Annotated in this window: 25 protein-coding genes and 1 tRNA gene; 4 read left to right on the top strand and 22 right to left on the bottom strand. The window is 33.8% G+C overall.

Annotated elements, in window-relative coordinates; all coding sequences use genetic code 11:
- Nucleotides 1-3: 3 nt before the first annotated feature.
- The 9 genes from H0I41_RS03255 to map all read right to left on the bottom strand — a co-directional run bounded on the left by H0I41_RS03255 (nt 4) and on the right by map (nt 7,659).
- Nucleotides 4-615 (bottom strand): GTP pyrophosphokinase, encoded by a 612-nt coding sequence (locus H0I41_RS03255; RefSeq protein WP_004897030.1) that lies wholly within the window; start codon nt 613-615, stop codon nt 4-6.
- 67 nt (nt 616-682) lie between these two features.
- Nucleotides 683-1,615 (bottom strand): low temperature requirement protein A, encoded by a 933-nt coding sequence (locus H0I41_RS03250; RefSeq protein ID WP_004897029.1) that lies wholly within the window; start codon nt 1,613-1,615, stop codon nt 683-685.
- A 26-nt stretch (nt 1,616-1,641) separates the two neighbouring features.
- Nucleotides 1,642-1,791 carry a low temperature requirement protein A gene (locus H0I41_RS09370; protein ID WP_004897028.1) on the bottom strand — a complete coding sequence of 50 codons (150 nt, stop codon included), beginning with the start codon at nt 1,789-1,791 and terminating at the stop codon, nt 1,642-1,644.
- Between the two features lie 85 nt (nt 1,792-1,876).
- The gene (locus H0I41_RS03245; protein WP_011162296.1) at nt 1,877-2,287 is read right to left on the bottom strand and encodes an OsmC family protein; all 411 of its coding nucleotides are present in this window, start codon (nt 2,285-2,287) and stop codon (nt 1,877-1,879) included.
- Between the two features lie 12 nt (nt 2,288-2,299).
- A complete protein-coding gene (locus H0I41_RS03240) occupies nt 2,300-3,847 on the bottom strand; it encodes an ABC transporter permease/substrate-binding protein (protein ID WP_135014125.1) in 1,548 nt (515 codons plus the stop codon).
- On the bottom strand, nt 3,840-4,799 hold the full coding sequence (locus H0I41_RS03235) for an ABC transporter ATP-binding protein (RefSeq protein WP_043921306.1): 960 nt from the start codon (nt 4,797-4,799) through the stop codon (nt 3,840-3,842). Before H0I41_RS03235 ends, H0I41_RS03240 begins: the two co-directional genes overlap by 8 nt.
- A gap of 133 nt (nt 4,800-4,932) precedes the next feature.
- Nucleotides 4,933-5,838, bottom strand: coding sequence for a UTP--glucose-1-phosphate uridylyltransferase GalU (galU, locus tag H0I41_RS03230; RefSeq protein WP_004897024.1), 906 nt, complete (start codon nt 5,836-5,838; stop codon nt 4,933-4,935).
- A 73-nt stretch (nt 5,839-5,911) separates the two neighbouring features.
- Entirely contained in the window at nt 5,912-6,820 is a 909-nt protein-coding gene (locus tag H0I41_RS03225; protein WP_086875058.1) for a YihY/virulence factor BrkB family protein, read from the bottom strand.
- A gap of 14 nt (nt 6,821-6,834) precedes the next feature.
- A complete protein-coding gene (gene map, locus H0I41_RS03220) occupies nt 6,835-7,659 on the bottom strand; it encodes a type I methionyl aminopeptidase (protein ID WP_011162298.1) in 825 nt (274 codons plus the stop codon).
- A gap of 185 nt (nt 7,660-7,844) precedes the next feature.
- Between map and H0I41_RS03215 the strand changes: the two genes are divergently transcribed.
- Nucleotides 7,845-8,291 (top strand): flavodoxin, encoded by a 447-nt coding sequence (locus H0I41_RS03215; RefSeq protein WP_004897021.1) that lies wholly within the window; start codon nt 7,845-7,847, stop codon nt 8,289-8,291.
- Entirely contained in the window at nt 8,284-8,793 is a 510-nt protein-coding gene (locus tag H0I41_RS03210; protein WP_069169004.1) for a GtrA family protein, read from the top strand. Before H0I41_RS03215 ends, H0I41_RS03210 begins: the two co-directional genes overlap by 8 nt.
- A gap of 32 nt (nt 8,794-8,825) precedes the next feature.
- Here H0I41_RS03210 and wecB read toward each other — a convergent pair whose 3' ends face one another.
- The 5 genes from wecB to H0I41_RS03185 all read right to left on the bottom strand — a co-directional run bounded on the left by wecB (nt 8,826) and on the right by H0I41_RS03185 (nt 13,726).
- Nucleotides 8,826-9,968 (bottom strand): non-hydrolyzing UDP-N-acetylglucosamine 2-epimerase, encoded by a 1,143-nt coding sequence (gene wecB, locus H0I41_RS03205; RefSeq protein WP_061400476.1) that lies wholly within the window; start codon nt 9,966-9,968, stop codon nt 8,826-8,828.
- Nucleotides 9,969-10,321: 353 nt separating this feature from the next.
- A tRNA-Arg gene (locus H0I41_RS03200) sits at nt 10,322-10,394 on the bottom strand.
- 50 nt (nt 10,395-10,444) lie between these two features.
- Nucleotides 10,445-11,776 (bottom strand): PTS sugar transporter subunit IIC, encoded by a 1,332-nt coding sequence (locus tag H0I41_RS03195; protein ID WP_011161744.1) that lies wholly within the window; start codon nt 11,774-11,776, stop codon nt 10,445-10,447.
- Nucleotides 11,776-13,005, bottom strand: coding sequence for a DEAD/DEAH box helicase (locus H0I41_RS03190; RefSeq protein ID WP_086874750.1), 1,230 nt, complete (start codon nt 13,003-13,005; stop codon nt 11,776-11,778). The genes H0I41_RS03195 and H0I41_RS03190 overlap by 1 nt, the downstream gene beginning before the upstream one ends.
- 10 nt (nt 13,006-13,015) lie before the next feature.
- On the bottom strand, nt 13,016-13,726 hold the full coding sequence (locus tag H0I41_RS03185) for a GH25 family lysozyme (RefSeq protein ID WP_135014124.1): 711 nt from the start codon (nt 13,724-13,726) through the stop codon (nt 13,016-13,018).
- A 120-nt stretch (nt 13,727-13,846) separates the two neighbouring features.
- Here H0I41_RS03185 and H0I41_RS03180 point away from each other — a divergent pair, with 120 nt between their 5' ends.
- Nucleotides 13,847-15,157, top strand: coding sequence for an APC family permease (locus H0I41_RS03180; RefSeq protein WP_135014123.1), 1,311 nt, complete (start codon nt 13,847-13,849; stop codon nt 15,155-15,157).
- A 90-nt stretch (nt 15,158-15,247) separates the two neighbouring features.
- Here the strand turns inward: H0I41_RS03180 and hpt are convergent, their stop codons facing one another.
- From hpt to H0I41_RS03150, 6 genes are all read right to left on the bottom strand, one after another.
- Nucleotides 15,248-15,817 carry a hypoxanthine phosphoribosyltransferase gene (hpt, locus tag H0I41_RS03175; RefSeq protein ID WP_135014122.1) on the bottom strand — a complete coding sequence of 190 codons (570 nt, stop codon included), beginning with the start codon at nt 15,815-15,817 and terminating at the stop codon, nt 15,248-15,250.
- A gap of 97 nt (nt 15,818-15,914) precedes the next feature.
- Nucleotides 15,915-17,297, bottom strand: a complete 1,383-nt coding sequence (locus H0I41_RS03170; protein ID WP_012845881.1) for a hemolysin family protein — start codon at nt 17,295-17,297, stop codon at nt 15,915-15,917.
- Between the two features lie 50 nt (nt 17,298-17,347).
- The gene (locus tag H0I41_RS03165; RefSeq protein WP_135014168.1) at nt 17,348-18,040 is read right to left on the bottom strand and encodes a hypothetical protein; all 693 of its coding nucleotides are present in this window, start codon (nt 18,038-18,040) and stop codon (nt 17,348-17,350) included.
- Between the two features lie 130 nt (nt 18,041-18,170).
- Nucleotides 18,171-18,827 carry a nitroreductase gene (locus tag H0I41_RS03160; protein ID WP_135014121.1) on the bottom strand — a complete coding sequence of 219 codons (657 nt, stop codon included), beginning with the start codon at nt 18,825-18,827 and terminating at the stop codon, nt 18,171-18,173.
- A 160-nt stretch (nt 18,828-18,987) separates the two neighbouring features.
- The gene (locus tag H0I41_RS03155) at nt 18,988-21,393 is read right to left on the bottom strand and encodes a phosphoketolase family protein (RefSeq protein ID WP_135014120.1); all 2,406 of its coding nucleotides are present in this window, start codon (nt 21,391-21,393) and stop codon (nt 18,988-18,990) included.
- A gap of 106 nt (nt 21,394-21,499) precedes the next feature.
- Entirely contained in the window at nt 21,500-22,285 is a 786-nt protein-coding gene (locus H0I41_RS03150) for a DeoR/GlpR family DNA-binding transcription regulator (protein ID WP_011161737.1), read from the bottom strand.
- Between the two features lie 264 nt (nt 22,286-22,549).
- Between H0I41_RS03150 and H0I41_RS03145 the strand changes: the two genes are divergently transcribed.
- Nucleotides 22,550-22,876, top strand: coding sequence for a bacteriocin immunity protein (locus H0I41_RS03145; RefSeq protein ID WP_135014119.1), 327 nt, complete (start codon nt 22,550-22,552; stop codon nt 22,874-22,876).
- Nucleotides 22,877-22,941: 65 nt separating this feature from the next.
- Here H0I41_RS03145 and H0I41_RS03140 read toward each other — a convergent pair whose 3' ends face one another.
- Entirely contained in the window at nt 22,942-23,670 is a 729-nt protein-coding gene (locus tag H0I41_RS03140; protein ID WP_004895425.1) for a GntR family transcriptional regulator, read from the bottom strand.
- Nucleotides 23,670-24,593 carry a nucleoside hydrolase gene (locus H0I41_RS03135; RefSeq protein ID WP_094497865.1) on the bottom strand — a complete coding sequence of 308 codons (924 nt, stop codon included), beginning with the start codon at nt 24,591-24,593 and terminating at the stop codon, nt 23,670-23,672. The genes H0I41_RS03140 and H0I41_RS03135 overlap by 1 nt, the downstream gene beginning before the upstream one ends.
- Nucleotides 24,594-24,689: the final 96 nt, after the last annotated feature.

Raw genomic sequence — 24,689 nt, 5'->3', positions numbered from 1 at the left:
AAGTTAATCTTCCTCTCTAATTAAATGGCGCAAAGTCTGCATACTTACATCACAAGAAGCTAATTCATCAGCTACTCGCTTTAACTCTTTACCAATCATTTCGGGATTCTTTATCTTATGCTTATACTTCATTTCATGCTCTAAACTAGCCCAAGTATCCATCGCTATCGTTCTAAGTTGTACTTCAACATAGTAGTGACCAGGTGTATTTCCTACAATATCTTCTTCAGGTCTTTCAACATCTAAAATCATATGGTAAGAACGATACCCATTTGGTTTAGCATTTGTAATGTAATCTTTTTGCTTAACTATTTCTACGTCGTCCCATTCCTTAATCAAATCGATACAGGTATAAATGTCATCTATAAAATTGCAAACCACACGGATACCTACACTATCTCGATTTTCTTTTAGAGCTGATTTTGGGGTTACCGGCAATTCTTTTCGTTGACATTTTTCAATCATACTTTCTGGCCGCTTAACTCGGCCAATCAAGTGTTCATATAGGCTATCGCCGGTTTTCTCTTGATGAAGTTTATTTTCTTTTCTAAAATACTCCAGCATTTGATTAAGTAAACTATCTAGCACTGGAGTATAGCCACCATAAATATCCATATTAAACCCTCTTTATTAATTTACTAATATTATAGCAGTCGAGATTTTTTTAATAACTATAATAATGTTAATTTAAAGAATTTTTGCTTTTCATTAGAAAAACTAAGAAAAAGGCAAGATTCCATATTAATAAGCAGATCATAACTCCCAAAATAGAATTTTTAACTAACCATAAAATTAAAGCTCCAAGAATAAATATAGTTAAGAGAGTTATTGCCTCAATTTTTTCAAATCGATATGCCTTCTTACTATAAACTTGGTTCACAATCAAAGAGAAATAATAAAGTACAATCGTAACTACAATTAACCCATACAAAAACTTACGGTCCACATTTTTATTATTTAAATATAGGGCATCTACAGTCATTAACAATACAGAAATCACAATTGCAATATGACTATACATTAAGACAAATCCTCTACTAATTTGATGATGGTTAATGATCTTATCAGATAAAAGTACATAGCTAGCAAACATTAAAACTAGTGATAAAAATAAAAATGCAGCATACATAAGGGGAGTCTTACTATTGAAGTAATTTGCTAAATTAACAATTGCTTCTCCAAACGCAATAATGACTATCAAACTGACTCTCTCCACAAAATGAGGGAAATTAACTCTTTCAGCCTTAAATTTTTCCCATAAAAAGATTGGTAAAATCAAACCAATAATATAAGCAGCAATACAGAAATAAATCCCTACAGAATAACCAAGTATCAACCCTAAAATTACTAAAAAGAACTCTGTTCCTAAAATAAATAAGAATTCTCTTTTATCATTAACTTCATTAACCGAAGTGAATAAATACTGACAAAATATTGTTGCAACCATTACAGCCATCGCAATATTAAAATAGTGAAAGGTTATGCGCCATTCCGTATTAATATTGTTGGCTAAGTAAACTGCTGTAAACACATTAAAAACAAGTCCGGCAATGTCTAAAAAGTTATTCTTGCTGTATCGATTAAAATAAACAACCTGATAGAGCCAGATTTCCATTACTACAACGACGACTAATAAAAACTCTAAAAAGTAGCTAAAGGAATACCTCCATTAACAGGATGATGAATCATCGCCGTAATTCTAGAAATCGCATATACAAAAACTAAATCAAAGAATAATTCAAACATATTTACCGGTTTAGCAACTATTTTTTCACTTAAACTCCTCCTCAAACTTAATTAGTTTCTATCTTGCCTTATATTCATAAAAAAATCAAAAATGCCCTTAGTCTTATCCGACTAAGAGCAAATTGATAGCTTAATTTTCTAATTCTACATATATTTTTACACTTTGTGATACTGTTTGATAAACAGTTGAAACATGTAGAGTATGGTCTAGAAAGTCTTGTTTTTCTTCTTGAGACATAGAGCTTTCAAAAGAAACCGTAATCAACATTTCACTAACAACTGACTTTCCATGGCCGAGTTTAGTAGTAATTGCCTGATTTGTTACTTTAAAGTTCTTTACATCTAAATGATGTACATTTGCAATCATCCCTGCAGAAATTGAAATACAAGAGTTAACAGCACCAGCTAAATATTCTACTGGATTCGGGGCAACATTTTTACCACTTGCTGATTCATCAGCCATGAATTTATTTTTCTTTGTTCGATTTTCAATTTGCCAAGGAGTATCAGTTAATTCACTTTTTACTGTATATTTTGTCATTTTTTCTCTTTTCTAAATTAATCCATGTTTTACCAAATAATCATGAGCTACTTTAGCAGGTTTCTCATGCTTAACATTAACTTGATAATTCATCTGCTGCATCTCTTCAGTAGTAATTTTACCAGCCAATTTATTTAAATCCTTTACAATTTGAGGATTTCTCTCTGCAAATTTTGCCCTCATTAGGGGAGCTCCCTGATATGGTGGGAAGAATTTCTTATCATCATCTAGCATCACTAAATTATACTTCTTAATTTCTGCATCTGTTGTATAGCCATCAACAACATTAGCTTGATTATTAGCAATAGCATGATAGCGAATGCTCGATTCAGTACTCTTAATTGAAGCAAAATCTAACTTATAGATTTTCTTTAAGCCCGGATAGCCATCTTTTAATGAGGTAAAGTCTGGATCAAAGGCTGCATGTACTTTTTTATTTACACGGTTTAAGTCACTCATCTTGGTCAAGTGATTGTCTTTAGCAAATTTTTGTGTTGTAGCTAAAGCATAACCATTCTGGTAAGCCATTGGCTTCAGATATTCCATATCAAATTGTTTCTTTAAGTCGCTTCTAGCTTCTACATAAACTTGATTTGGATCATTCCCGGTCTTTTTACCAGTTTTGACTAAAGTTTGTAAAACTGTACCTGTAAATTCAGGATAAATATCAATCTTATCGGTTTGAAGAGCTTTGAATAAAAATGTGGTTCCACCAAAGTTAGGTTTTAAAACTACCTTAGTATTGGGGTCATTCTTTTCGATTAGGTCCTTATACATATTAATCAAAATAGCTGGTTCTGATCCCATTTTTCCAGCAATGGTAATCGTTTGTTTTGGTTCAGCAACATTTTTAGAAGTATTAGCATAATGGTTATACAGGCTACTTCCACCCCAAATTACTAAAGCTAGGGCAATTAGTGCACTTCCTACTTTTAGACGTTTATTATTTTTTGAAATAAATTTCAAAACGCCACTAAATATTAGAGCAAGCAATGCAGATAAAATTGCTCCCATTAAGACTTCAGTATTATTGTTTGAATTAATTCCAACGTATATATAAGTCCCTAAGCCTCCGCCACCAATTAAAGCAGCTAAAGTGGCAGTACCAATAATCATAACTAGAGCGATCCGAATTCCTGCTACTATCATTGGCATAGCCATGGGAATTTCTAGTCGCTGCAACTTTTTCCATTTAGTGAGTCCAAAGGCAGTAGCTGCTTCTTCTAGATTTTCGGGTATTTCCGTTAATCCCGAATAAGTATTTTGAAATATTGGCATAATTGCATATAAAACTAATGCAATGACTGCTGGCACAGTTCCGATTCCAACAAATGGGAGCAGTAAACCTAGAACCGCCAAACTAGGAATTGTTTGAATAATTCCCGCTATTTGAAGTGTAAATTCAGCAGCTTTTTTGTGACCTTTTAAAATAAAAGCCAGCGGAATTGCAATTACCATTGCAATCAGCAAGGCAATCAGAGAAATCTTAATATGAACAAGCGTGGTAGCCCAAATTTGTTCATGTTCAGTTAGTAACATCTGCCATAGTGATTTAATCATGTCCAGCCACCCACTTTAAAAAGAAATTCCAAACTCTTTTTGGCTCAATTAAAAATTCACCAAACCTGGTCTCTGCAACAAACAGAGTATCAGGATGGTTAGAACAATCTTTAATTAAATCCTCTACGCTATCAACGTGATAACGAACAAGGGTATCCACTTTAGGATAGAATCGTGGATCTACGCCCAATTCACTCTTCAATAAAGTTTCAAGGTCGAGCTTTTGATTAATTCTATTTCCTGCAAAAAATTCCTGTACAAATTTTGTAGCAGGATGTCTTAAAATTTCTCTAGGTTTGCCAACTTGCTCTAAAACACCTTTATGCAAAATTCCAATTGTGTTTCCTAAACGAATAGCTTCTTGCATGTCATGTGTTACAAACATTACTGTCTTATTAAATTGTTCATGTAAATTAATAAGTAAGTCTTGTAGTTGCTTTCTTACAACTGGATCAAGAGCAGAAAAAGGTTCATCCATTAAAACAACTTCAGGATCCGCTGCTAAAGCCCGAACAATGCCAACTCGTTGTTGTTCACCACCTGATAGTTCACTCGGCCTGCGATCACAATATAATTTTGGATCCAAATCAACCGATTTTAATAGCTCTTCCTGTTTTTTTCGCCGTTCTTTGCGATCGACACCTTCTTGCTCTAACACAATTGTAATATTTTCACCAACAGTTAAATTTGGAAACAAACTAGCTGTTTGCAATACATACCCTGTCTTTTCCCTTAGTTTACGCAAATTATATTCTTTTATTGGTTTATCATTTAGAAGAATTTGTCCCTTTGTTGGTTCAATAAGCCGGTTAAACATCTTTAGCAACGTTGTCTTCCCGCTCCCACTTGGCCCAACTAAAACAAAAATATCTCCTTTTTTCACTGCGAAAGAAACATCTTTTAAGATTTCTTGTCCATCGTATTTTTTTGAAATATTTTTATATTCAATCATCATTTTATCCTTATAAAAATAGTTATTTATATTTTCTCACTATTTATAAGAACTTGGCAAAAAGATTACATCTTTTTAAACAAAAAAATAAGACTGACGAAATAGTCAGTCTTATAGTTCCAAAGAACTCTTATTATTTCTTCTTTGAGTTTTTATCTTCTTTTTGTAATTTTTGAGCCATGTTAATAATGTACTCACGTAAATCATCTTTAATTTGAGGGTGAGATAAACCATATTCAATTGATGTTTCAAGGTAACCTTCCTTGTTACCAACATCGTGACGTTCACCATTAAATACATGAGCGAATACTCGTTGAGTCTTGTTCATAGTATCAATTGCGTCAGTTAATTGAATTTCGCCACCACGACCAGGTTTTTGATGTGCTAAAATATCAAAAATTTCAGGAGTTAACAAGTAACGACCAATAATTGCGTAGTCACTAGGTGCCTTATCAACGTCTGGCTTTTCAACAAAGGCCTTAACGTTAATTAAACCAGGTTCAATTTCGCTATCTGGATCAATAACACCATACTTAGAAACTTCTTCATGTGGTACAGGCATAACAGCAATAGTTGATGCATGAGTCTTGTCATAGCGATCGATCAATTGCTTAGTTAGTGGAACCTTGTCATCCATCAAGTCGTCACCAAGCATAACAGCAAATGGTTCATCCCCAACGAAGCTACGAGCTCTTAAAATCGCATCCCCTAAACCAGCTGGGTGTGGTTGACGAGTGTAGTAAAGGTTAACACCTAAGTTAGTAATTGATTGGGTTAAGTGTAAAAGTTCAGTCTTACCCTTTTCTTCCAAATCTTGTTCTAGTTCTGGGTTAGCATCAAAGTGATCTTCGATAGAACGCTTGTTTTTACCAGTAACGATCAAGATATCTTCAATTCCAGATTTTTTAGCTTCTTCTACAATAAATTGAATTGTTGGTTTATCAACAATCGGTACCATTTCCTTAGGCATAGCCTTAGTGGCAGGTAAAAATCTAGTACCTAATCCAGCTGCTGGAATAACTGCTTTTCTTACTTTCATTTTATTCTCCTCACAAAATAAGCTTTCCTTAGTGTATTTTACCAAACTTCTAGAAACTTATTTAGACAATTTACTATTTTTTTCTAAAAATTCTCAAAATCGGGCTACGACTGTATTCAATTTTTCTACCTTTTAATTCATCCTCTGTGGCATTAAGACAAATGCCAAGCAAAAGTAAAAATGAACCTACATTTAGCCATAACATAAAGATTATAAAAGAACCTACAATTCCATAGTTTTGCCAGCGCGTTCCAAATTGCCTCAAATATAAACCAAAGAAATAGGATAAGGCGCTCCAGCTCACTACAGTAAACCATACTCCAGGCCATACTATGCGCTTTTGTACAGTGATGTTGGGAATGACATAGTTAATATACAAATTTATAATAACCATAACCAAAATTATAATCGGCCAACGATAATTTTCTAACTTATATACCCACCACAAGGATAGATTAAAAATTGGAGCCAAGAATTCCATAATCTGTCTACCAAAGGTAACAACAAAAATTATTATTGAAAAGCCAACTACCAAAATCACAGAAAGAACAAAAGTAAACGTTCTAGCAAGTAAATAGTTCCACCATGACTTACCTTTTTCTTTTTTATCAACGCCATAAATTTTATTTGCTGCTAAGCGAATTGAATTAACCAAACAACTTAAAGACCAAATAGCAATCACAATACCAAGAGAAATAAAACCACTGGAGTGTTTTTTCAATAAAGCATTGATAATTGGCATAATTAGACTTGAAACTTGAGATGGAAAAATCAATTCAAGATAACGAGCAATTGGCTCAGTGTCGATATTAAGCAAAGGTAAAACATTTCCAATAATAATTATGATTGGAAAAATACTTAATAGCACATAATAAGCAATAATAATTGAAGTCTGATTTATCTCGCCTTGGCTAATATATTTAGATAATAACTGAAAAAACTCTGTTATACGGTTTTTAGTCTGATTGAGAAAAGAATTCATGGTCTTACTATCTATTAATCTTCATCTAAAAAGTGAGGAAGATATTTTTCATAGCCATCATATGGCTTTTGCAAAGTTAAGATCTTTGGTCCATCTGGAGTAATTGCAAAAGTATGTTCAAATTGAGCTGCCTTCGAACCATCTGGAGTTGCATAGTAAACCCAATCATCATTAGGATCTGATACAGTTTTTTGTTCGATTCTCCAGTCTCCACCAGCTTCAACCATTGGTTCAACTGTAATAGTCATTCCTTCGCGTAAACGCAGACCATGACCTGCCTTACCCCAGTGAGGAACTTCTGGATCTTCGTGGATTGATGGTTGAATACCATGGCCTACAAGTTCACGTACATCACCATAGCCATTTTCATCTTCAACATAATTTTGAATAACGCTACCAATATCACCAATACGATTTCCAACAACCGCTTGATCAATTCCCATGTACATTGCTTTCTTAGTAACGTCCATTAATTTTTTGTCTTCGGCAGAAATTTCACCAACACCATAAGTAGTACATGAATCAGTTTCATAGCCATCAACGTTGCAAGTAACGTCAACGCTGACTAAGTCACCCTCTTTTAGGATCTTATCTTTTCTAGGAATCGCATGAGCAATTTCATCGTTTACACTAATACAAGTTCCATACTTATATCCTTCAAAACCTTGTTCTGAAAGACGCCCACCATGTTTTTTCATAAAATCTTGAGCAAATTCTTCAATTTCCCAAGTTGAAATTCCAGGTTTAATAACATCACGTAAACCTTCAAACATAGCTGCTAAAACGCGACCAGATTTTTGCATCCCTTGCAACTCGCGCTTTGATTTAATTGTTATCATTAAAAAGTCTCCTTTTTTAATTTATATACTCTTAGCATACCTTAAATAGGTATGATTTTGTAGTTATTAAGAAAGTCTCAACCATTCATTATAAAGCTTTTCTTAAATAATTTCTCTTAAGATTTACAAACCTCTATACTTCTTTAGTATAATAAGAGAAAACGTTATAGAAAGAAGTTTTTTGCATGAAAGCACAAATTGTCTTTGCCAGCATGACTGGTAATGATGAAGATATGGCAGAAATTTTAGAAGAAAACTTACAAGATGCAGGTTTTGACGTAGAAAATATTGACGTCAGTTTTGCAGATGCTAGCTCTTATCTTGATGCTGACCTTTGCGTGATGGTTACTTATACATATGGCGAAGGCGTGATGACTGATGAATTAAAAGACTTTTATGACCAACTGATCACACTTGACCTATCCGGTAAAAAATTTGCTGTAATGGGTTCAGGAGACAAGACCTATAAAGATCACTATTGTGAAAATGTAGATGATTTTGAAAAAGCATTTATTAAATGTGGCGCTATTGAAGCAGCAAAACCAGTTAAAATAGAAAATGCAGTCGATGATGAAGACATTGCCTTAATTGATCAAGCTACTGAAGAAATAGTTGAGGCATTTAATGGCTAAAAATCACCCTAAAAGGAAGGGGCAAAAGATTACTCAAGAGCAGTTGAGAGAACTCGGGAGTAAATTGGTTGCGAGACACCGAAATTTTTATGTTTATGTTATCTTCGGTTTTCTAGCAGCCCTTATTAATATTGCCTGCTTTCTTTTATTGCATAATATTTGGAAAATGCCTGTGATTTATGCCAACACAATCGCATTTATTATTTCTAATTTAGCCTCTTTTTCTTTTAATAAACATGGTGTATTCATTCAAAATGTCGATAAAAATCATGGAGTAGTTTACCAAATTTGTTTATTCTTTATTTACCGAGTCATTAGTTTAGTCCCGGATAACTTAATTATGCTAGTTGGTATTTCTTGGCTTCATTGGAATGCATTTTTTGTAAAAATAATCGATCAAATTTTAGTAGGTATTTTCAACTATTTAACTACCAAATCAATTTTTCTTAATACTAGTGGTAAATTCGCTAAAAAATTTAAAGACTACTTTAATAAAAAGTGATCTAAAAAAGCTCCATAAAAATGGAGCTTTTTTTAGTTAAAATCAACTGGTTTTTGATTATGTTCCTTGTCAAAATAGTAAGCAATTGCATCCATAATCCGATCAGCTGCTTTTCCATCCCCATATGGATTTTTCGCATTTGCCATTTCAGTATAAGCTTTTTCATCTTCAAGTAACCGTATCATTTCAGCACGAACCTTCTCTACTTCGGTTCCTACAAGTTTTAAAGTTCCAGCTGCTACCCCTTCAGGACGCTCAGTTGTATCACGTAAAACTAATACTGGCTTACCTAGAGAAGGAGCTTCTTCTTGAACTCCACCCGAATCAGTCATAATAAAGTAGCTTTTTTTAGCTAAATTATGAAAATCAACTACATCTAGGGGTTTAATCAAGTGAATTCGCGGATCGTCACTTAATACCTCTTTAGCTACCTTTTGTACACGTGGAGACAGATGAACCGGATAGATAATTTCAACGTCTTTATGACTATCAACTACCTGTTTCATAACTTTAAAGACGCGTCGCATCGGTTCTCCTTGATTCTCTCTGCGGTGCATGGTAACTAAAATAATCTTACTATCTGGGTTAATTTCATCCAGAACATCGTGATGATAATCTTCTTTAACCGTCTGTTCCAAAGCATCAATGGCAGTATTCCCAGTCACATAAATATTATCAGCGGGATGGTTTTCTTTAATTAAGTTTTGTTTGCTTAATTTAGTTGGTGCAAAATATAAATCAGTTAAATCATCAGTCATTTGCCGATTCATCTCTTCTGGAAACGGAGAATACTTATTCCAGGTTCTAAGGCCAGCCTCCACATGGCCTAACTTTGTTTGTTCATAAAAAGTTGCTAAGCCAGCCGCAAAGCTAGTTGTTGTATCCCCATGAACCAAAACAATGTCTGGTTGCTCGTTTTTTATTACTTTAGCCATATCAAGCATTACTTTTGAAGTAATATCTTCTAATGTTTGATTTTTATGCATGATATTAAAATCATAGTCAGGTTTAATTTTAAAAATATCTAAAACCTGATCCAACATTTCACGATGTTGAGCACTTACGACTGTTATCTCTTCAAAACGATCATCTTTTTTTAGCTTCAACACTAACGGTGCCATTTTAATAGCTTCTGGTCTAGTACCAAAAACTGTCATTACTTTTACTTTATTCATAATTTATCCTTACCTTATATTTTGTATCTTCTACTATACCCCAATTAAATTTTCTTTGGTACTATTTGTCAAACTACTTTATACTTATATACTATAAGGAAAGTGAGCAATTTATGTTTAGTTTTTTATCTTTAGCTGCAATTTTAATTACCATTATAGTCTTTTGCTTAGTTTTCCTCTTTGGGAACTCTTACCCACAAAAAACTAAGCATGTTTTAATTGGAATTATTGCAATATTACTAATTATTTTTCTCTGGATTGTTTTAGAGATTTTTATTAACCCATTAAAATATGTTTAAGATGAATAAAAAAGCATTTCTTCTCATTAATTGAAGAAATGCTTTTTTCATGTATGACCCCGGTGAGATTCGAACTCACCTCTACGGTTTAGGAGACCATTGTTCTATCCAGATGAACTACGGGGTCAGGACTAGTTTCTACTTTAACATAAAAACTAGCTTTTCACTATCATAAATTTAATATTGAGGTAAATAGAAATTCCGTTGATTATTATCTTGCTTAGCAATCTTATCTGCCGCAAAAACAAACGGCATCCAAATAAGAAGCGCAATTACCATATTAATGAGAGCCAGTACAATAGCACGCCAATCATAATTGCAAGCTAAGAACGGTCCAATAAGTGGCGGCATTACAGTTGGAACAAAAATTTGAACCGGATTAACTAAACCAGCCTGTGTAGCCCAATAAGCTAATGATACATTTACTAAAGGAGCTACAACAAACGGAATTAAATAGACAGGATTAAAAACAACTGGCAGACCGAAAATAATAGGTTCATTAATATTAAAAATTCCTGGTGCTACAGCCATCTTTGCTATTGTTCGATAATCTTTACGCTTAGAAAACATTAAAATGGCAATAATTAATACCAGAGTTCCGCCTGCTCCACCAAACCATGCAAAAACATTAAAAGAGTCGCGAACCCAAATATAAGGAACATGCTCACTGTTTCTAACAGCTGTAACATTAATATTTTCTGGTGTCAACCACAAAGAATCCATTACTGGAGTTAGCACACTTATCCCGTTAATTCCAAAGAACCAGAAGATCTGAACCAAAAATGTAACTAATAAAACAACTCCAAAGCCCTGTCCTAAATTAACCAAGGGTCTTTGAATAGTAGTAAGCAGCCAATTACCAAAATAGGTTCCTGTAAGCCTTTGAAAAGCATAATTAACAAAACCTACAATAAAAATAGAAAGCAGGATCGGGATCAAAGTACTAAATGCAACCCATTCTGCATGCGGCATACTACTATCTACTTTTAGTCTAATTCTAGCCTTATAAAATGTAATAAATAATGCTGTTCCAATACAGCCAAAGATAATAGCTGTAAATAGCCCCATTGTAGAAAATTGTTTGATATCAAAAGCATTTTTAATATCAACTACATCCCCATCAATGTGCAATTTAACAGAATCACTAATGCTCATTGCAAAAGCAACTAAAGAAGCGACAGAACCTGCAAATCGGTTCACTTCATAAGTCTTAGCTAGGTGATAACCCCAAGAAATTGCAAAATAAACCGCAAAAAGGGCAAATGTACCTTCCCAAATGATATTGTCAATCGCTACTACAGGCTGCATTAAAGAATAAAAAGTATCCCAATGCATTTGTACTTTAGCTGCTCTAATTATGCTATTAAATAGCATTGCAATTGAACCGGCCATTGTAATTGGCAGTAAAGAAATAAAAGTATCTCGCATTGCAACTAGCCAGCGTAGTTGAGCTAAACGCGATGCAGGTGGCAAAACATAAGTTTCTAGCCATTTAACTAAAGATGACATTATTTTTCTCTTCTATCCTTTCGAGGATGATATCCTTTATTTTTCTTATTGCGCCAACGCTTCTTTTTATGCTTAGGCTTAATTTCCTTTACTTTCTTCTCTTGAGTTTCTGGCTCTTCTTTTTTTCGTTTTGGTTTTTCAGTCGTTAAACTATAGCCTGCAAAATATGCTCTTTGAACTTGGTAAGTATCAGCCAGTAATTTTTTCAAGTCTCTAAAGTCATGATCGTCCCCAAGAGTGACAACAGTTCCTGATTTATTCATTCGGCCCGTTCTACCGCTCCGATGCAAGTAGGTATTTACTTCACTCGGAATTTCAAAGTTAATAACATAGCTAACATCAGGTAAGTCTAACCCACGAGCTGCTAAATCAGTCGCAAATAAAAACTTAATTCGTCCTGCTCTAAAATCACTAAGAATCTTTTCTCTATTTTGCTTACTAGTTTCATTACTTAAAACAGCAAATTTTGTCTTACTATGACTAAAAATTCGCGCAAATCTCATTTCACTTTCTGTACTATCAAAAAAGAGAATACCCTTAAACTTATCTAACTTTGCCAACCGCTGCAAAAACTGCATTTTATATTCATTTGAGACTTGTAAAAAGTAATGTTTAACTTCAGATTTTTGCTCTGGTCGCACATCAATCAGTAAGAAAGTATGATTAAACAAATCTTCGGCATCTTTTGTTATTTCTGACTCTGATGCTCCAAAAAGTAAAATTTGAGCAGTTGAAGATAAATTTTGTCCTAATGAACTCAGTAAATCTAATTTTGTGAATTCTAAAATATCATCCGCTTCATCAATCACCAAAGCATTAATGTCTTGATACTTGATTCGATTCTCTGATAAAAAGTCAAAAAATCTTCCTGGTGTAGCAATTATTATTTCCGGCTTTTCCTTTTTTAAGCGTTCTAATTGTCTTTTTCTATTTCCTGCTCCAACTAATGCAATGGTTTTTAAACCTAATGATTTTGCATAAGGTAAAAGATTATTTCTGGTTTGGATCGCAAGTTCAGTGGTTGGTTCTAAAATAATGCCTCGACCACCAATTTCGGCAATTCGCTCCATTACTGGCAAACCATAAGCTAAAGTTTTACCAGTACCAGTCTTAGCTAAGCCTACGATGCTAGCACCATTACGAATAGCATCATATGTTCTTTTTTGAATTAAGGTTGGTTTATTTTTATGTTCTTTTTCTAAAACTTGTGTAATTGCGTTTGAATACATTTTATTTCCTCTATTGTGTTCCTTGCTGACCATATAATTGCTCGTACTGCGTATTAGTACCAATATAAGCAAACATAGTTACATTCCGTTCGAGATTATCTATATTTTTAACTCTTCCATTTTGAGTGTAACACCAAAAAGCATAGTGTCGTCTATCTTTTAAACTTGCTCCCGTATATAAGAACCGTGTTCCCTCTGGAAAATAATTATGATAACGGTAGTCACCAGCTATCATTACTCTTTTTCCAAGATTATTTATCATTTGAGCAAAAACTCCCATTCGCTTCCAATATGATTTAGTCAAGTGACTAGCAGCTGGCACAATCATAACAGGCAAACTTCCGGTGTTAGTTCCAACTTTATTCAAAAAGTATTGGTATTGTTCTTGATTACTCGTTTCATCACTATAAGCAATAATTGTACCAAAGTTTAAGTTAGTTCCTTGAATTTGATCGCGATAAAGTAAGTAATTATCGTCAAAATAAGATTTTCCTTGTGTTGACCTCAAATATACAAAAGAAATACCATTTTTTTCTAGCTTATGTAAATCAATGTAATCTTTTGTTTGGTCTAGTTCAATGCCTAATACACTCATATTTGAGCCACGAGGAACAGTTGTATTTTGCCTCATATTAAAGTATCCCCATACTAGTCCTGAAAAAGCTAGAATGAGTAAAATAATAATACTTGGGAAAGTATATTTATGTCGATAACGATGCATTTCAGTCCCTCCATTAGCTATTTTAACGAACTTCTTCTTTCTACACCACTTTCATTAAGATTTAGTATAAAATGATATCATTACTAAAAGTTATAGATATATCGAAAGGAAAGCACAATCTTGAAAAGACAAATTAGCTTTGGTCAAGCCCTAGCTACAGTCGTTGGAACTGTAATTGGTGGGGGCGTTTTTTTCAAAATAGGAAGCATTAGTCATGAAACCGGCACTTCCTCATTAACTCTTTTCGTCTGGATTTTAGCCGGTATTGTTTCCATCGCTTCTGGCCTTACCGTATCTGAAATTGCAGCTGCTCTTCCAGTTACTGGCGGCTCTATCAAGTACATCGAGTATACTTATGGAAAAATTTGGGGCTTTTTATTTGGCTGGGCTCAAATGCTAGTCTATTTCCCTGCCAATATTGCAGCTTTAAGTGTAATATTCGGGCAACAATTTGTTGTTTTATTTAACTTACCTGCTAAATACGCAACTTTAATTGGTCTACTGCTCGCCATCTTTTTAATGGGCTTAAACTTTATTTCTACAAAATTTTCAACCCGAATGCAATCAGTCATGACTATTCTTAAGGCCATCCCAATTGCTTTAATTGTGATTTTCGGTCTTTTTAATTCAAGCAAAGTCGATATTAACTTATTCCCTTTAAGCGCTGGGCATAATACATCTTTTTGGACAGGCTTAAGCGGTGGTTTACTTGCAGCTTTATTTGCTTATGATGGCTGGATTAACGTAACTAATTTAGCTGGTGAAATTGAAAAGCCTGAGAAGAATCTATCAAGAGCTATTATCATCGGTCTATCTGCTATTACTTTAATTTATGTATTGGTCAACTACGCTTTTCTGACTGCTCTTCCTTTTAAAGAAATTATCGGCAATCAAAATACTGCCTATTTAGCTTCGTTAAAACTATTTGGTAGTTTAGGCGGTAAATTAGTTACGATTGGAATTTTAATTTCAGTTTATGGCGCAATTAATGGTTTTATGCTTACGGGAATGAGAATACCTTATACTTTAGCCAAAAATAAGATGTTACCATTTTCTGATAAAATTAGTCGCACTAATGTTAATACAGGTGTACCTACTCTTAGTGCCCTAATTATTCTCGTGGTATCTTTAATAATGATTCTACTAGGAACTTTTGACCTGTTAACTAATATGCTCGTCTTCGTCATGTGGACCTTTACCACCTTAATTTCAATTGCAGTGGTAATTTTGCGCTACCGCGAACCTAAACTAGAACGTCCTTATGTTGTTCCTTGGTATCCGATTGTCCCGATCATCTCAATTGGTGGTGGTTTATTCATTGTGATCAGTACTGTAATTAATGAATTTTGGCTCTCAATAACCGGTATCGGTCTAACGCTATTGGGCCTTCCTATTTATTACTATATGAAAAAACAGAATAATCGCCAATAATAAAGCTCATAGATAAAGGGTTGAAACTTCCACTAGCTAAGGAGAAAGTCTCAACCCTTTTTAATTTTATGATAAAGATATTTTGAATGATTAACGGTTTAAGTTTGCTTGAATAACTTCTGGTTTTAAAACACCAACATAAGGTAGATTACGATATGCATTTAAGTAGTCTAATCCATAGCCAACTACAAATTCATTTTCAACTTTTGAGCCATAGTAATCTACAACTACATCATCTTCACGGCGTTCTGTCTTATTAAGAAGTGCGCAACACTTTACACTCTTTGCGCCACGTTCAATTAATAGATCCTTCATAAATTTTAGAGTATGACCAGTATCAACAATATCTTCAACCAGTAATACATCTCTACCCTTAACATCTGCTTGAACGTCAATATCTAATCTAACTTTACCAGTTGATTCAAAGCCATCACCGTAGCTTGAAACATCCATAAAGTCATTTTGCATTTTTACATTCATATGGCGTGTTAAATCAGTCATAAAGTATACAGCACCCTTTAGTACCCCAATGACTAATGGAAACTTACCAGCATAATCCTCAGTTAATCGCTTACCTAGTCTTTGACAAATCTCTTCGATGTCATCTTGACTAAATAAAACACGATCAATAATGTTGTCAATATTATCACTATTTTGCATTTTAACCCTCTATATCCTTTTATAAATGCGTTGTTAATAGTAGAATTATAACATTTAATTAGACAAAAAAGCACCTATCTTGAGGTGCTTTTTCCGATTATTTATCTTTTTCTTTATCATTTTGATCGCTATTTTCTGAATCATCATTTTCACTGGCTTGATCGATCTTAGAAACGATGAACCAACGCATGAATCCTTGTTCAATGTTTACTAGCTTAAACTTAAAGCCTTCTAAATCAACAGACTCACCACGTTTTAAATTAGGATAGTGTTCCATCATATAACCACCGATGGTAATAATATCACTATCTTCGAATGCTTTCAGCTTAGTATGGAAGTAACGTTCAAAATCGTATAAAGTAGTCTTTCCTGAAACATGGATATTTCCATGATCATCGCGGACAATATATTCGTCTGAAACATCATCGATTTCATCCTTAATTGATCCGAAGAGTTCTTCATAAATATCTTTATCAGTTACAATTCCACTTGTTCCACCATACTCATCAACTACTAAAACAATTGGTGTGTGCTTTTTAATCATTAATTTCAAAATATCTTGAATTAACATTGATTCAGGCACAGTAATAATCGCTCTAATAATTCTAGTAATCGGAACATTAGGATTTTCCTGATCTTGACTTACGATATCATAAGCATAAACGTATCCTACAACATCATCTTTATCATTATCACGCACAACTGGAAAACGGCTGAAACCATCTTTAATGTATTTTTCTAAAGCTGTCTTTACATCATCAGTTGCATTTAAAACTTGAAGTTGAGTACGGTCTGTCATGATATCTTTAGCAACTTTATCATTTAATTCAAAAGCACGTTCCATGTACAAAAGATCGTCTTTATCAAGTGAGCCGCCAGTTACAGCGTTACGAGATAAACGTAAGATTTCAGATTGTGAATAAACTTCACTTTCTTCATCAGCTGACTGCATCCCTAATAAATGAAGCAATCCATTAGCACTATGGTTAAGTAACCATACAAATGGATATACAATCGTATGGAAAGCAGCTAAAGGAGTAACAACTGCCATTAAACACTTAACGGGCATGTCAATAGCAATATTCTTAGGAACAATTTCAGTTACAACAACTTCTAAATAAGTTAGCAATACAACACCTAAAGTTGCTCCTAATACTCCGCTAGTCTTTGCTCCAAACCAAGGTGTCATTTTAAACACATCGGTCAATAGTTCTTCAATAGTTCCTTGACCAATCCAACCTAAAATAACACCAACTAAAGTAGTACCTACTTGAGTGGTAGACAATGACTCATTCAAATTATGAACCATGTGTAGAGCACGCTTTAGTTTCTTAGGGTTGCCTTGCCCGTTTGCCAGCATATCTTCTAGCTGACTCGATCTAGTCTGCACTAAAGCAAATTCAGCAACAACAAAGAAAATTGCAATTAAAAACGTTATGAAAATAACAATTAAATTAGTAGTTATAGTACTTGTAGACAAGTGATCTTCACCTTTTTTATATATTAAATAATTACATCTCTATTTTAGCATTATTTTGCTGAATCAGGGATCCAGTTTGCAACTAATCCGGGATGATTATAATTTTCTTCAATATTACTTGAAACTTGCTTGTTATAGGAATCGGCTGGTAGTTCTACTTTATCGCGTAAATTATGTTTTAAATCAATAAATCCTAACTTCAAAAACTTCTTATTTCTAATCTTAAAATGATAGCCTGTAAAGTAAGCTTTACTTCCTGGAATTTTTTTACAATCTGCCAGACTGAACTTCATTACTACATCATTTAATTTAATAAAGGCATAATAATCATTTTTACCAAGATAGGTAACTTCTTGCTTCATTGGTATCTTTTTGTAAACGGAAGGCAAATGAGACGGGGTCTGAATATCAGCTACATATTTAAACATCTCGATTTCCTCTGGATCATAATATTTATTAGAAAAAATCTGAGCATCATACTCTCTAACCATTGCCGTTAAATAGTGATTTTCTTTGACATATTCTTTTGATTCCTTATTTTTAAAATAAGCTATCCCCAGAAAAGTTACTAAAAATACGGTTGTCACCCCAAATAAAGTATAAGTAATTTTATTATGTACGCATAAAAATGGAATCAATCCAACAAATAAAAAAATTATCCCTAAAATTAAAATATAGCCTGTCAATGTGTAATTAAACCATTTATCCCAATTAGCCCATTGCTCAGGAGAAACTAATAACATCATTCTTCTTCTCCTTTATTTTTTATAATTATGCCATATTTTAATTTTATTTTAAATAAACAAATAAAAAACTCTTAAAGAATTCATCTAATAAATTAGCTAGACTTTAACTTCTTCAAGAGTTTCTTAATTAGATATCTTTTTTAATCTTTAAAACTTCATCTAACGATACACGTTTAGACTTATAATTATTGATTGCTGCTTTCTTGTTCGGATATCCTAAACCAATACCAATTCCAATTGATTCATCTTCTGGAATATCCAAATATTTTCTTATTACATCTGGGTACTTAACGAAAGCATGAGCTGGCATTGTACTTAAACCACGATTATTAGCAGCTAACATTAAGGTTTGCGAAAACGCACCTAAGTCAAAAATTGACCAAGCTGGAGATTTTTTAGGAATAGTCAAAAATACTATCACCGGAGCGTTAAACAATTTTATTTGAGCTTGATCGAAAGCATCAGATTCACCACGTAAAAAGTAATCTAAAGTTTCACTCATTGTTGCCATATTCTTACTTGGAAACGTATCCCACTCAACTTTTAGCAATGAAGCAAAATCTTCATGTGGTTTTTCATGAGCCAAGACCTTATCTTCATGATCTTTTCTTATTGCTTTTGCAACCTCACCTTCAGCCACATAAATTCGCCATGGTTGTGAATTTAGTAATGATGGCGTTCTTTGAGCCTCTTCGATTACCTTAATCACAGTTTTTTCGCTTACTCTTTGATCAGTAAACTTTCTTGTTGCATGTTCACTTGCTAAAACATCTTTAAAATCCATCTCATCATCCCTTCCTACAATATCTTTTATTTATTAATAATTACACTTACTTTCCTCAATATATTATAACAATAAATGTCACACTAACAATACAATGATTTTTTAATAACTACAATTAAAAAAGATCGGAAATTAATCCGATCTTAAAAAAATAATATATTTATTTTAAACCATTCCATTGCCATTCAGTAACTTCAGGCATATCTTTACCGTTATCACGGATATATTGATGGTGTTTAGCAAGCAAGCTATCCATCTCATCAATGAAATCCGCATTCTTTTCATTTAGCTCAGGAATACTTTCTACTACATCTTTTGCTAAGTCATAGCGATCCATGTGGTTTAAGACACGCATATCAAAAGGAGTAGTAATGTTACCATTTTCTTCATAGCCATGAATATGAACATCATCTTTACCACGGCCGCGATCAAACCAAATTGATTCCATCATTGGCTTAAATCCATGCCATGCAAAGATAACTGGTGTACCTTTAGGGAAAAGACGGTTGAATTCTTCATTACTGATTGCATTTGGATTCTTTTCTGGTGACATTAACTTCATTACATCAATCACATTAATATAGCGAATCTTTAAGTCTGGGAATTTCTTATGAAGTAAGTCAATGGCAGCTAAAGATTCAATTGTTGGTTCAGTACCAGTTGAAGCAAAAACAACATCTGGCTTAGCGCCCTTATCAGTTGATGCCCAGTCAACATAGCCAAGACCTTTATCAACTAATTTCTTAGCTTCTTCAATTGAGAACCACTGAGGACGAGGTTGTTTAGAAGTTACTAACACATTGATGCATTCACGATCTCTAAATGCCTTATCAGATACAGCAAGAAGTGAATTAGTATCCGCTGGCAAGTATTCGTGAATTAAATCTGGACGATTCTTTTCATACAAATGAGTCAACATACCGGGATCTTGGTGAGTATAGCCATTGTGGTCTTGTTGGAAAACAGTTGAAGTATCAACTAAGTTTAAGGCTGGATAATCATGTCTCCAAGATTGTTCTTTGGCTTTTCTCAACCATTTCATATGTTGCGTAAGCATTGAATCAACTACACGACCAAATGCTTCATAAGTAGCAAAGAATCCGTGACGACCAGTTAATACATATCCTTCAAGCCAACCTTCATCTTGGTGTTCTGACAATTGTGAGTCAATTACACGACCCTCGTGAGCCAAGTTTTCATCGTTTGGAGTATGAATATTTTCCATCCATTGACGTTTTTGATTATCTAAAAGTTGGAACAAACGATTAGACTTAGTTTCATCTGGACCAAAACCGCGGAAATTAGTTGGGTTCAAGTCAGACATCTTATCTAAATATTTTGCCCATTCAGCCATATCTTGTTTTTCAACAGAGCCAGGTTTATCAAATTTAATTGCAAAGTCGCGGTAATCAGGCATATTTAAGACTTTTGGATCAATACCACCATTGGTTACTGGATTCATAGCCATTCTTTGGTTGCCTGATAAGGTATTTTCCTTAACAATATCTTTTGGTAAGCCATCTTCATTGAATAATTCTTCTGGCTTATAGCTTTCCATCCAATCAGTAAGCATTTCTTTATGAGTCATGTCATCTTGAGCAACAGGAATTGGAATTTGGTGAGCACGGAAACTATTTTCAATTGGATTGCCATCTAGATCAAATTTTGGACCCGTCCAACCCTTAGGTACTCTAAAGACAATCATTGGCCACTTCACTAAGGAATCATCGTTGTTTTCGCGCGCATGCTTTTGAATAGCCTTAATCTCTTCAACAACTTCGTCCATTGTCTTTGCCATTTCTTGGTGAACTTCCATGTGGTCTTTATACCCATTAAATTCACCGTCTTTATATGCAGAAACAAAGTATGGCTTCCAACCCATTCCTTCAAAGTACTTAGTTAAGTCTTCGTCACTCATTCTAGAAACGATAGTTGGGTTAGAAATCTTAAAGCCATTGATTTGCAAGATAGGAATAACTGCACCATCTTTAATTGGATTAATGAACTTACTTGAAAACCAAGAAGTAGCAAGTGGACCAGTCTCTGATTCACCGTCACCAATTTCAACTGCAGCAATTACATCTGGATTGTCTAAAATTGCACCAACACCATGAGATAGTGAGTAGCCTAATTCTCCACCTTCATGGATTGATCCAGGAGTTTCTGGAGCAGCATGAGACGCAACTCCACCTGGAAAACTAAATTGCTTAAATAACTTAGCCATTCCCTTTTCATCTTGAGTAATTTCTGGGTAGCGTTCAGTATAAGAACCATCTAAATATGAGTTCGATACCATTACTTGACCACCGTGACCAGAACCTTCAATGTAGAACATGTTTAAATCATATTTCTTAATTGCACGATTTAAATGTGCATAAATAAAGTTTTGCGGCACAATTGTACCCCAGTGACCAATTGGCTTAGGTTTTACATCTTCTGCCTTTAATTCTCTTTTAAGTAAAGGATTATTCATTAAAAATAATTGTCCCACTGATAAGTAGTTAGCTGCACGCCAGTATGCGTCAACACTCTTTAAGTATTCTTGAGAATCGTAATTTACTGCCATAGCTATATCTCCTTGAAATAGTTTTCATTTCCTTATTACAGTAATATCATATAGCATCAAGTGCAAAAATTCAACTTTTAAAAACATTGGGACGGTCCAATTATAATTACTTACTTTTTATATTTTCCTCCTCAAGTACTTCCCGAATCTTAATATTCTTTTTAAAATATTTTCGATACTGGGGATCAAGCTTATTATCTGTAATCAAAATATCAGCTTGTTTGCAATCCATGACCTTATACGGAGAAGATCTATCTTCTTTAAATTTATATTCTTCTGCCAATAAAATAACTGTTTTTGTTCGATTAACTACTTCTCTTTCAATTTGTGCATCAGAGTGATTAACTACAAAAACTCCATTTTTATTAACCGATGATGTCCCGATTACTGCAATATCAAATTCATATTGATCTATTTCTTTTAAACTATTTAAAGAAGATGTATAGTGGTTCTCTTTATTCAAATAGCCGCCTAATAAGATAACATTAGGCAAGTTATCCATCATTAAGGCACCCGCATTATCAATCGAATTTGTCATCACTGTTGCATTTAACCCGTTAAGGTAGCGACATAATTGCGAAATAGTCGTCGAAGCATTCAAATATATCAACTTATCAGCTGTTAAATATTTTGCTGTCATCTTAGCTATTTTATTCTTTATAGGCGACAAAACATGGACGCGAGAATTATAATCTGGCACTGTCCCCTGTTTAATTTTCATCAATCCGCCATGAATTCGAATCGCTTGACCGGTGCTGGTTAATTTAATTACATCCCTCCTAGCCGTATCAAAAGAGACATGACACAATTTCATAATTTCACGTGTACTAATTGTTTTTTTCTCATCTAATTTTTGTCTAATTAAATCTAATCTTTCAACTTGTGATTGCATTTATCTCACCTCATATGTCTAATCTTATCAGAAAGCTCTTTCATTTTACGTATTTATCTGTATTTAGAGCTTTATTTTAAGGATTAATCAGTATTTAAGAAATGATTCACTGATTTAAATCAGTATAATGTTATTTAAATCAAGATAAACACTTAGCAAAAACCGCTACTTTCATACAAAATAGGCTTTTCAAGCATGAAAGATGCTAGTATTTTAGTGGGCCCAGAAATCAGTTAAATTATTTAAGATAGTGAGGTCTTTATCATGTTAGAAAAATCTATTACAAAGCACGATGAAATTATCATAGTATTAAAAGATTTATATACTAGTTTCAATAAAGTTCAAATTAAAGCATATCTTCCGCTTGAGCAGACAATTTTAAAAGTCATAGCCAAAGCTGAAAACCACGATGACGCAGCTGCTTGGAGCAATAAGTTAGTTATGTATTTGCAATCTCAAATAGTACTTAAGCAAATTCCGATTACTAAGGAACAAGATACTTTAATTAATTCCCTCAGTGAGCAATGTAAAAATACTAACTTAAACTATGTATATCTGTCCCCGGTTGACGATAGTTTGCAATTTGATTAAGCTACTCGTCCCATACAAAAAGCCATTGTTTCTCTCATCCCCCCGAGAAAAACAATGGCTTATTTTTATTCTTGACTTAAGTTAACAAAAGTATTGTACTTCATGTATTTATAATGAATTCTCATATTTGAAACTTCAAATGGAGTTCCATCATCTAAAAAGAAAATACCTTCCATTACACCTACAGGTTCATTAGGTGCCAGCATCAGTTTAGATTGATCTTCTAAAGTTGATGGCTCAACTGTAATTGTTAAGAATGAACGTGTTACAGTTTTATTTTGTGTATCTTCTAAGTAGTTAAAGAGGGATCCTTTAAGAATATCCGGATTTAATTCTGGAGTAATCTTAATAGGAATAAACCCTGTTTCAATTAAAAATGGTTGATCATCTAACAAACGAAGCCGTTTTATTTGATAAACAAAATCTGAATCTTTTAAAAACAAGTCCTGTCTCAAATCTTCGTCGGCCTTAATTACTTGATAGTCTAACAGCTCAATACTTTGCTTCTTACCGGGAACACTAAAGGAATCAGTAATACCTAAATTTGATCCCTCATACTTAAAAAGTGCCTGATTTTTCAAATATAGCGGATTAATAAATGTTCCGCTACCTCTTTTTTTAAAAACTATTCCTTGCTGAGCAAGCAAACCTAAAGCGCGCTTCATCGATGAACGACTTACATGATAATAGTCGCTTAGGCTACGCTCATCAGGCAAACGCATATCTTCATATTCATTATTAAGTATTTTTTGTTTAATATCGCGCATTACTGAGCGATAGACTAAATCAGTCATTATTTTCTCCCATTATTAGCAGTCTTGATACTATCAATGAACCAAGCTGCAAACTTCTCTGTATCAACGTCTGTTGCAATTTGTGCATTATGTTTTTCACTTAAGAAATCCATCACACTAGCACCATATGTATAGCGTCCCGCTAATTCAATTTCAACATTAGCTGGCTTTAAAGTAAAGAATTCAGGATGAAGCATAATTCCAACCGCTGTCGGATCATAAATCTTAATTCGAGTATCTCCATCAGGTTCATGAATATTAGAAAACATCGAATAAAGCATTTTACCAACTTCGCCGCATTCTTTAATCTTGTCCATCTGATCTTGAGTTAAATGAGCTTTATCTCCAATTTCAAGTGGAGCTACATAAACTGGCAAGCCGGAATGGAAAACTATCTGTGCTGCTTCTGGATCACCTGCAATATTATATTCCGCAAATGGACTATGGTTTCCATGCCCAATATTTCCACCCATAATATAAACTTCAGCAACATTTTCTACCACATCAGGGTACTGCTTAAATAAAAGGGCAAAGTCAGTTAAAGGACCAACTCCTAATAAAGTAACTTTTTCAGGACTGTTTTTAATTGCTTCATACATCTTAGTAGCAGCAAGTCCCGGCTCTAATAAATCATCATTAGCTTTTTCAAATTTAAAGCCAGCAATTCCTGTTTCACCATGAACAGAAGCTGCACTAATTGCTGGACGTACTAACGGCTGATTAGCGCCCTTGACTACAGGAACTTTTGTGTGTAAAAAGTTCTCTAAATCAAGAGTGTTTTGTAAAGTGTGAGCTAAAGAAACATTTCCCCAGGTTGGAACAATCATTTTAACATCAAGTTCATCTGCAAAAAGACTGATTGTCATTGCAGCAATATCGTCAATACCTGGATCTGTACTAATAATTAAGGGCTTTTTTGACATAAAGGTCCTTCTTTCTAAATTTACGTATCATATTTATTATGAACTAAGATTTGTTACAAAAAAAGACTTGAACTGATCAAGTCTTTTAAAAATTAT

It is taken from the genome of Lactobacillus johnsonii, from assembly GCF_014058685.1.
In the GTDB taxonomy this organism is placed as follows: domain Bacteria; phylum Bacillota; class Bacilli; order Lactobacillales; family Lactobacillaceae; genus Lactobacillus.
The sequence above is the reverse complement of the archived record's forward strand: the minus strand, read 5'-3'. Positions and strand labels throughout refer to the sequence as shown.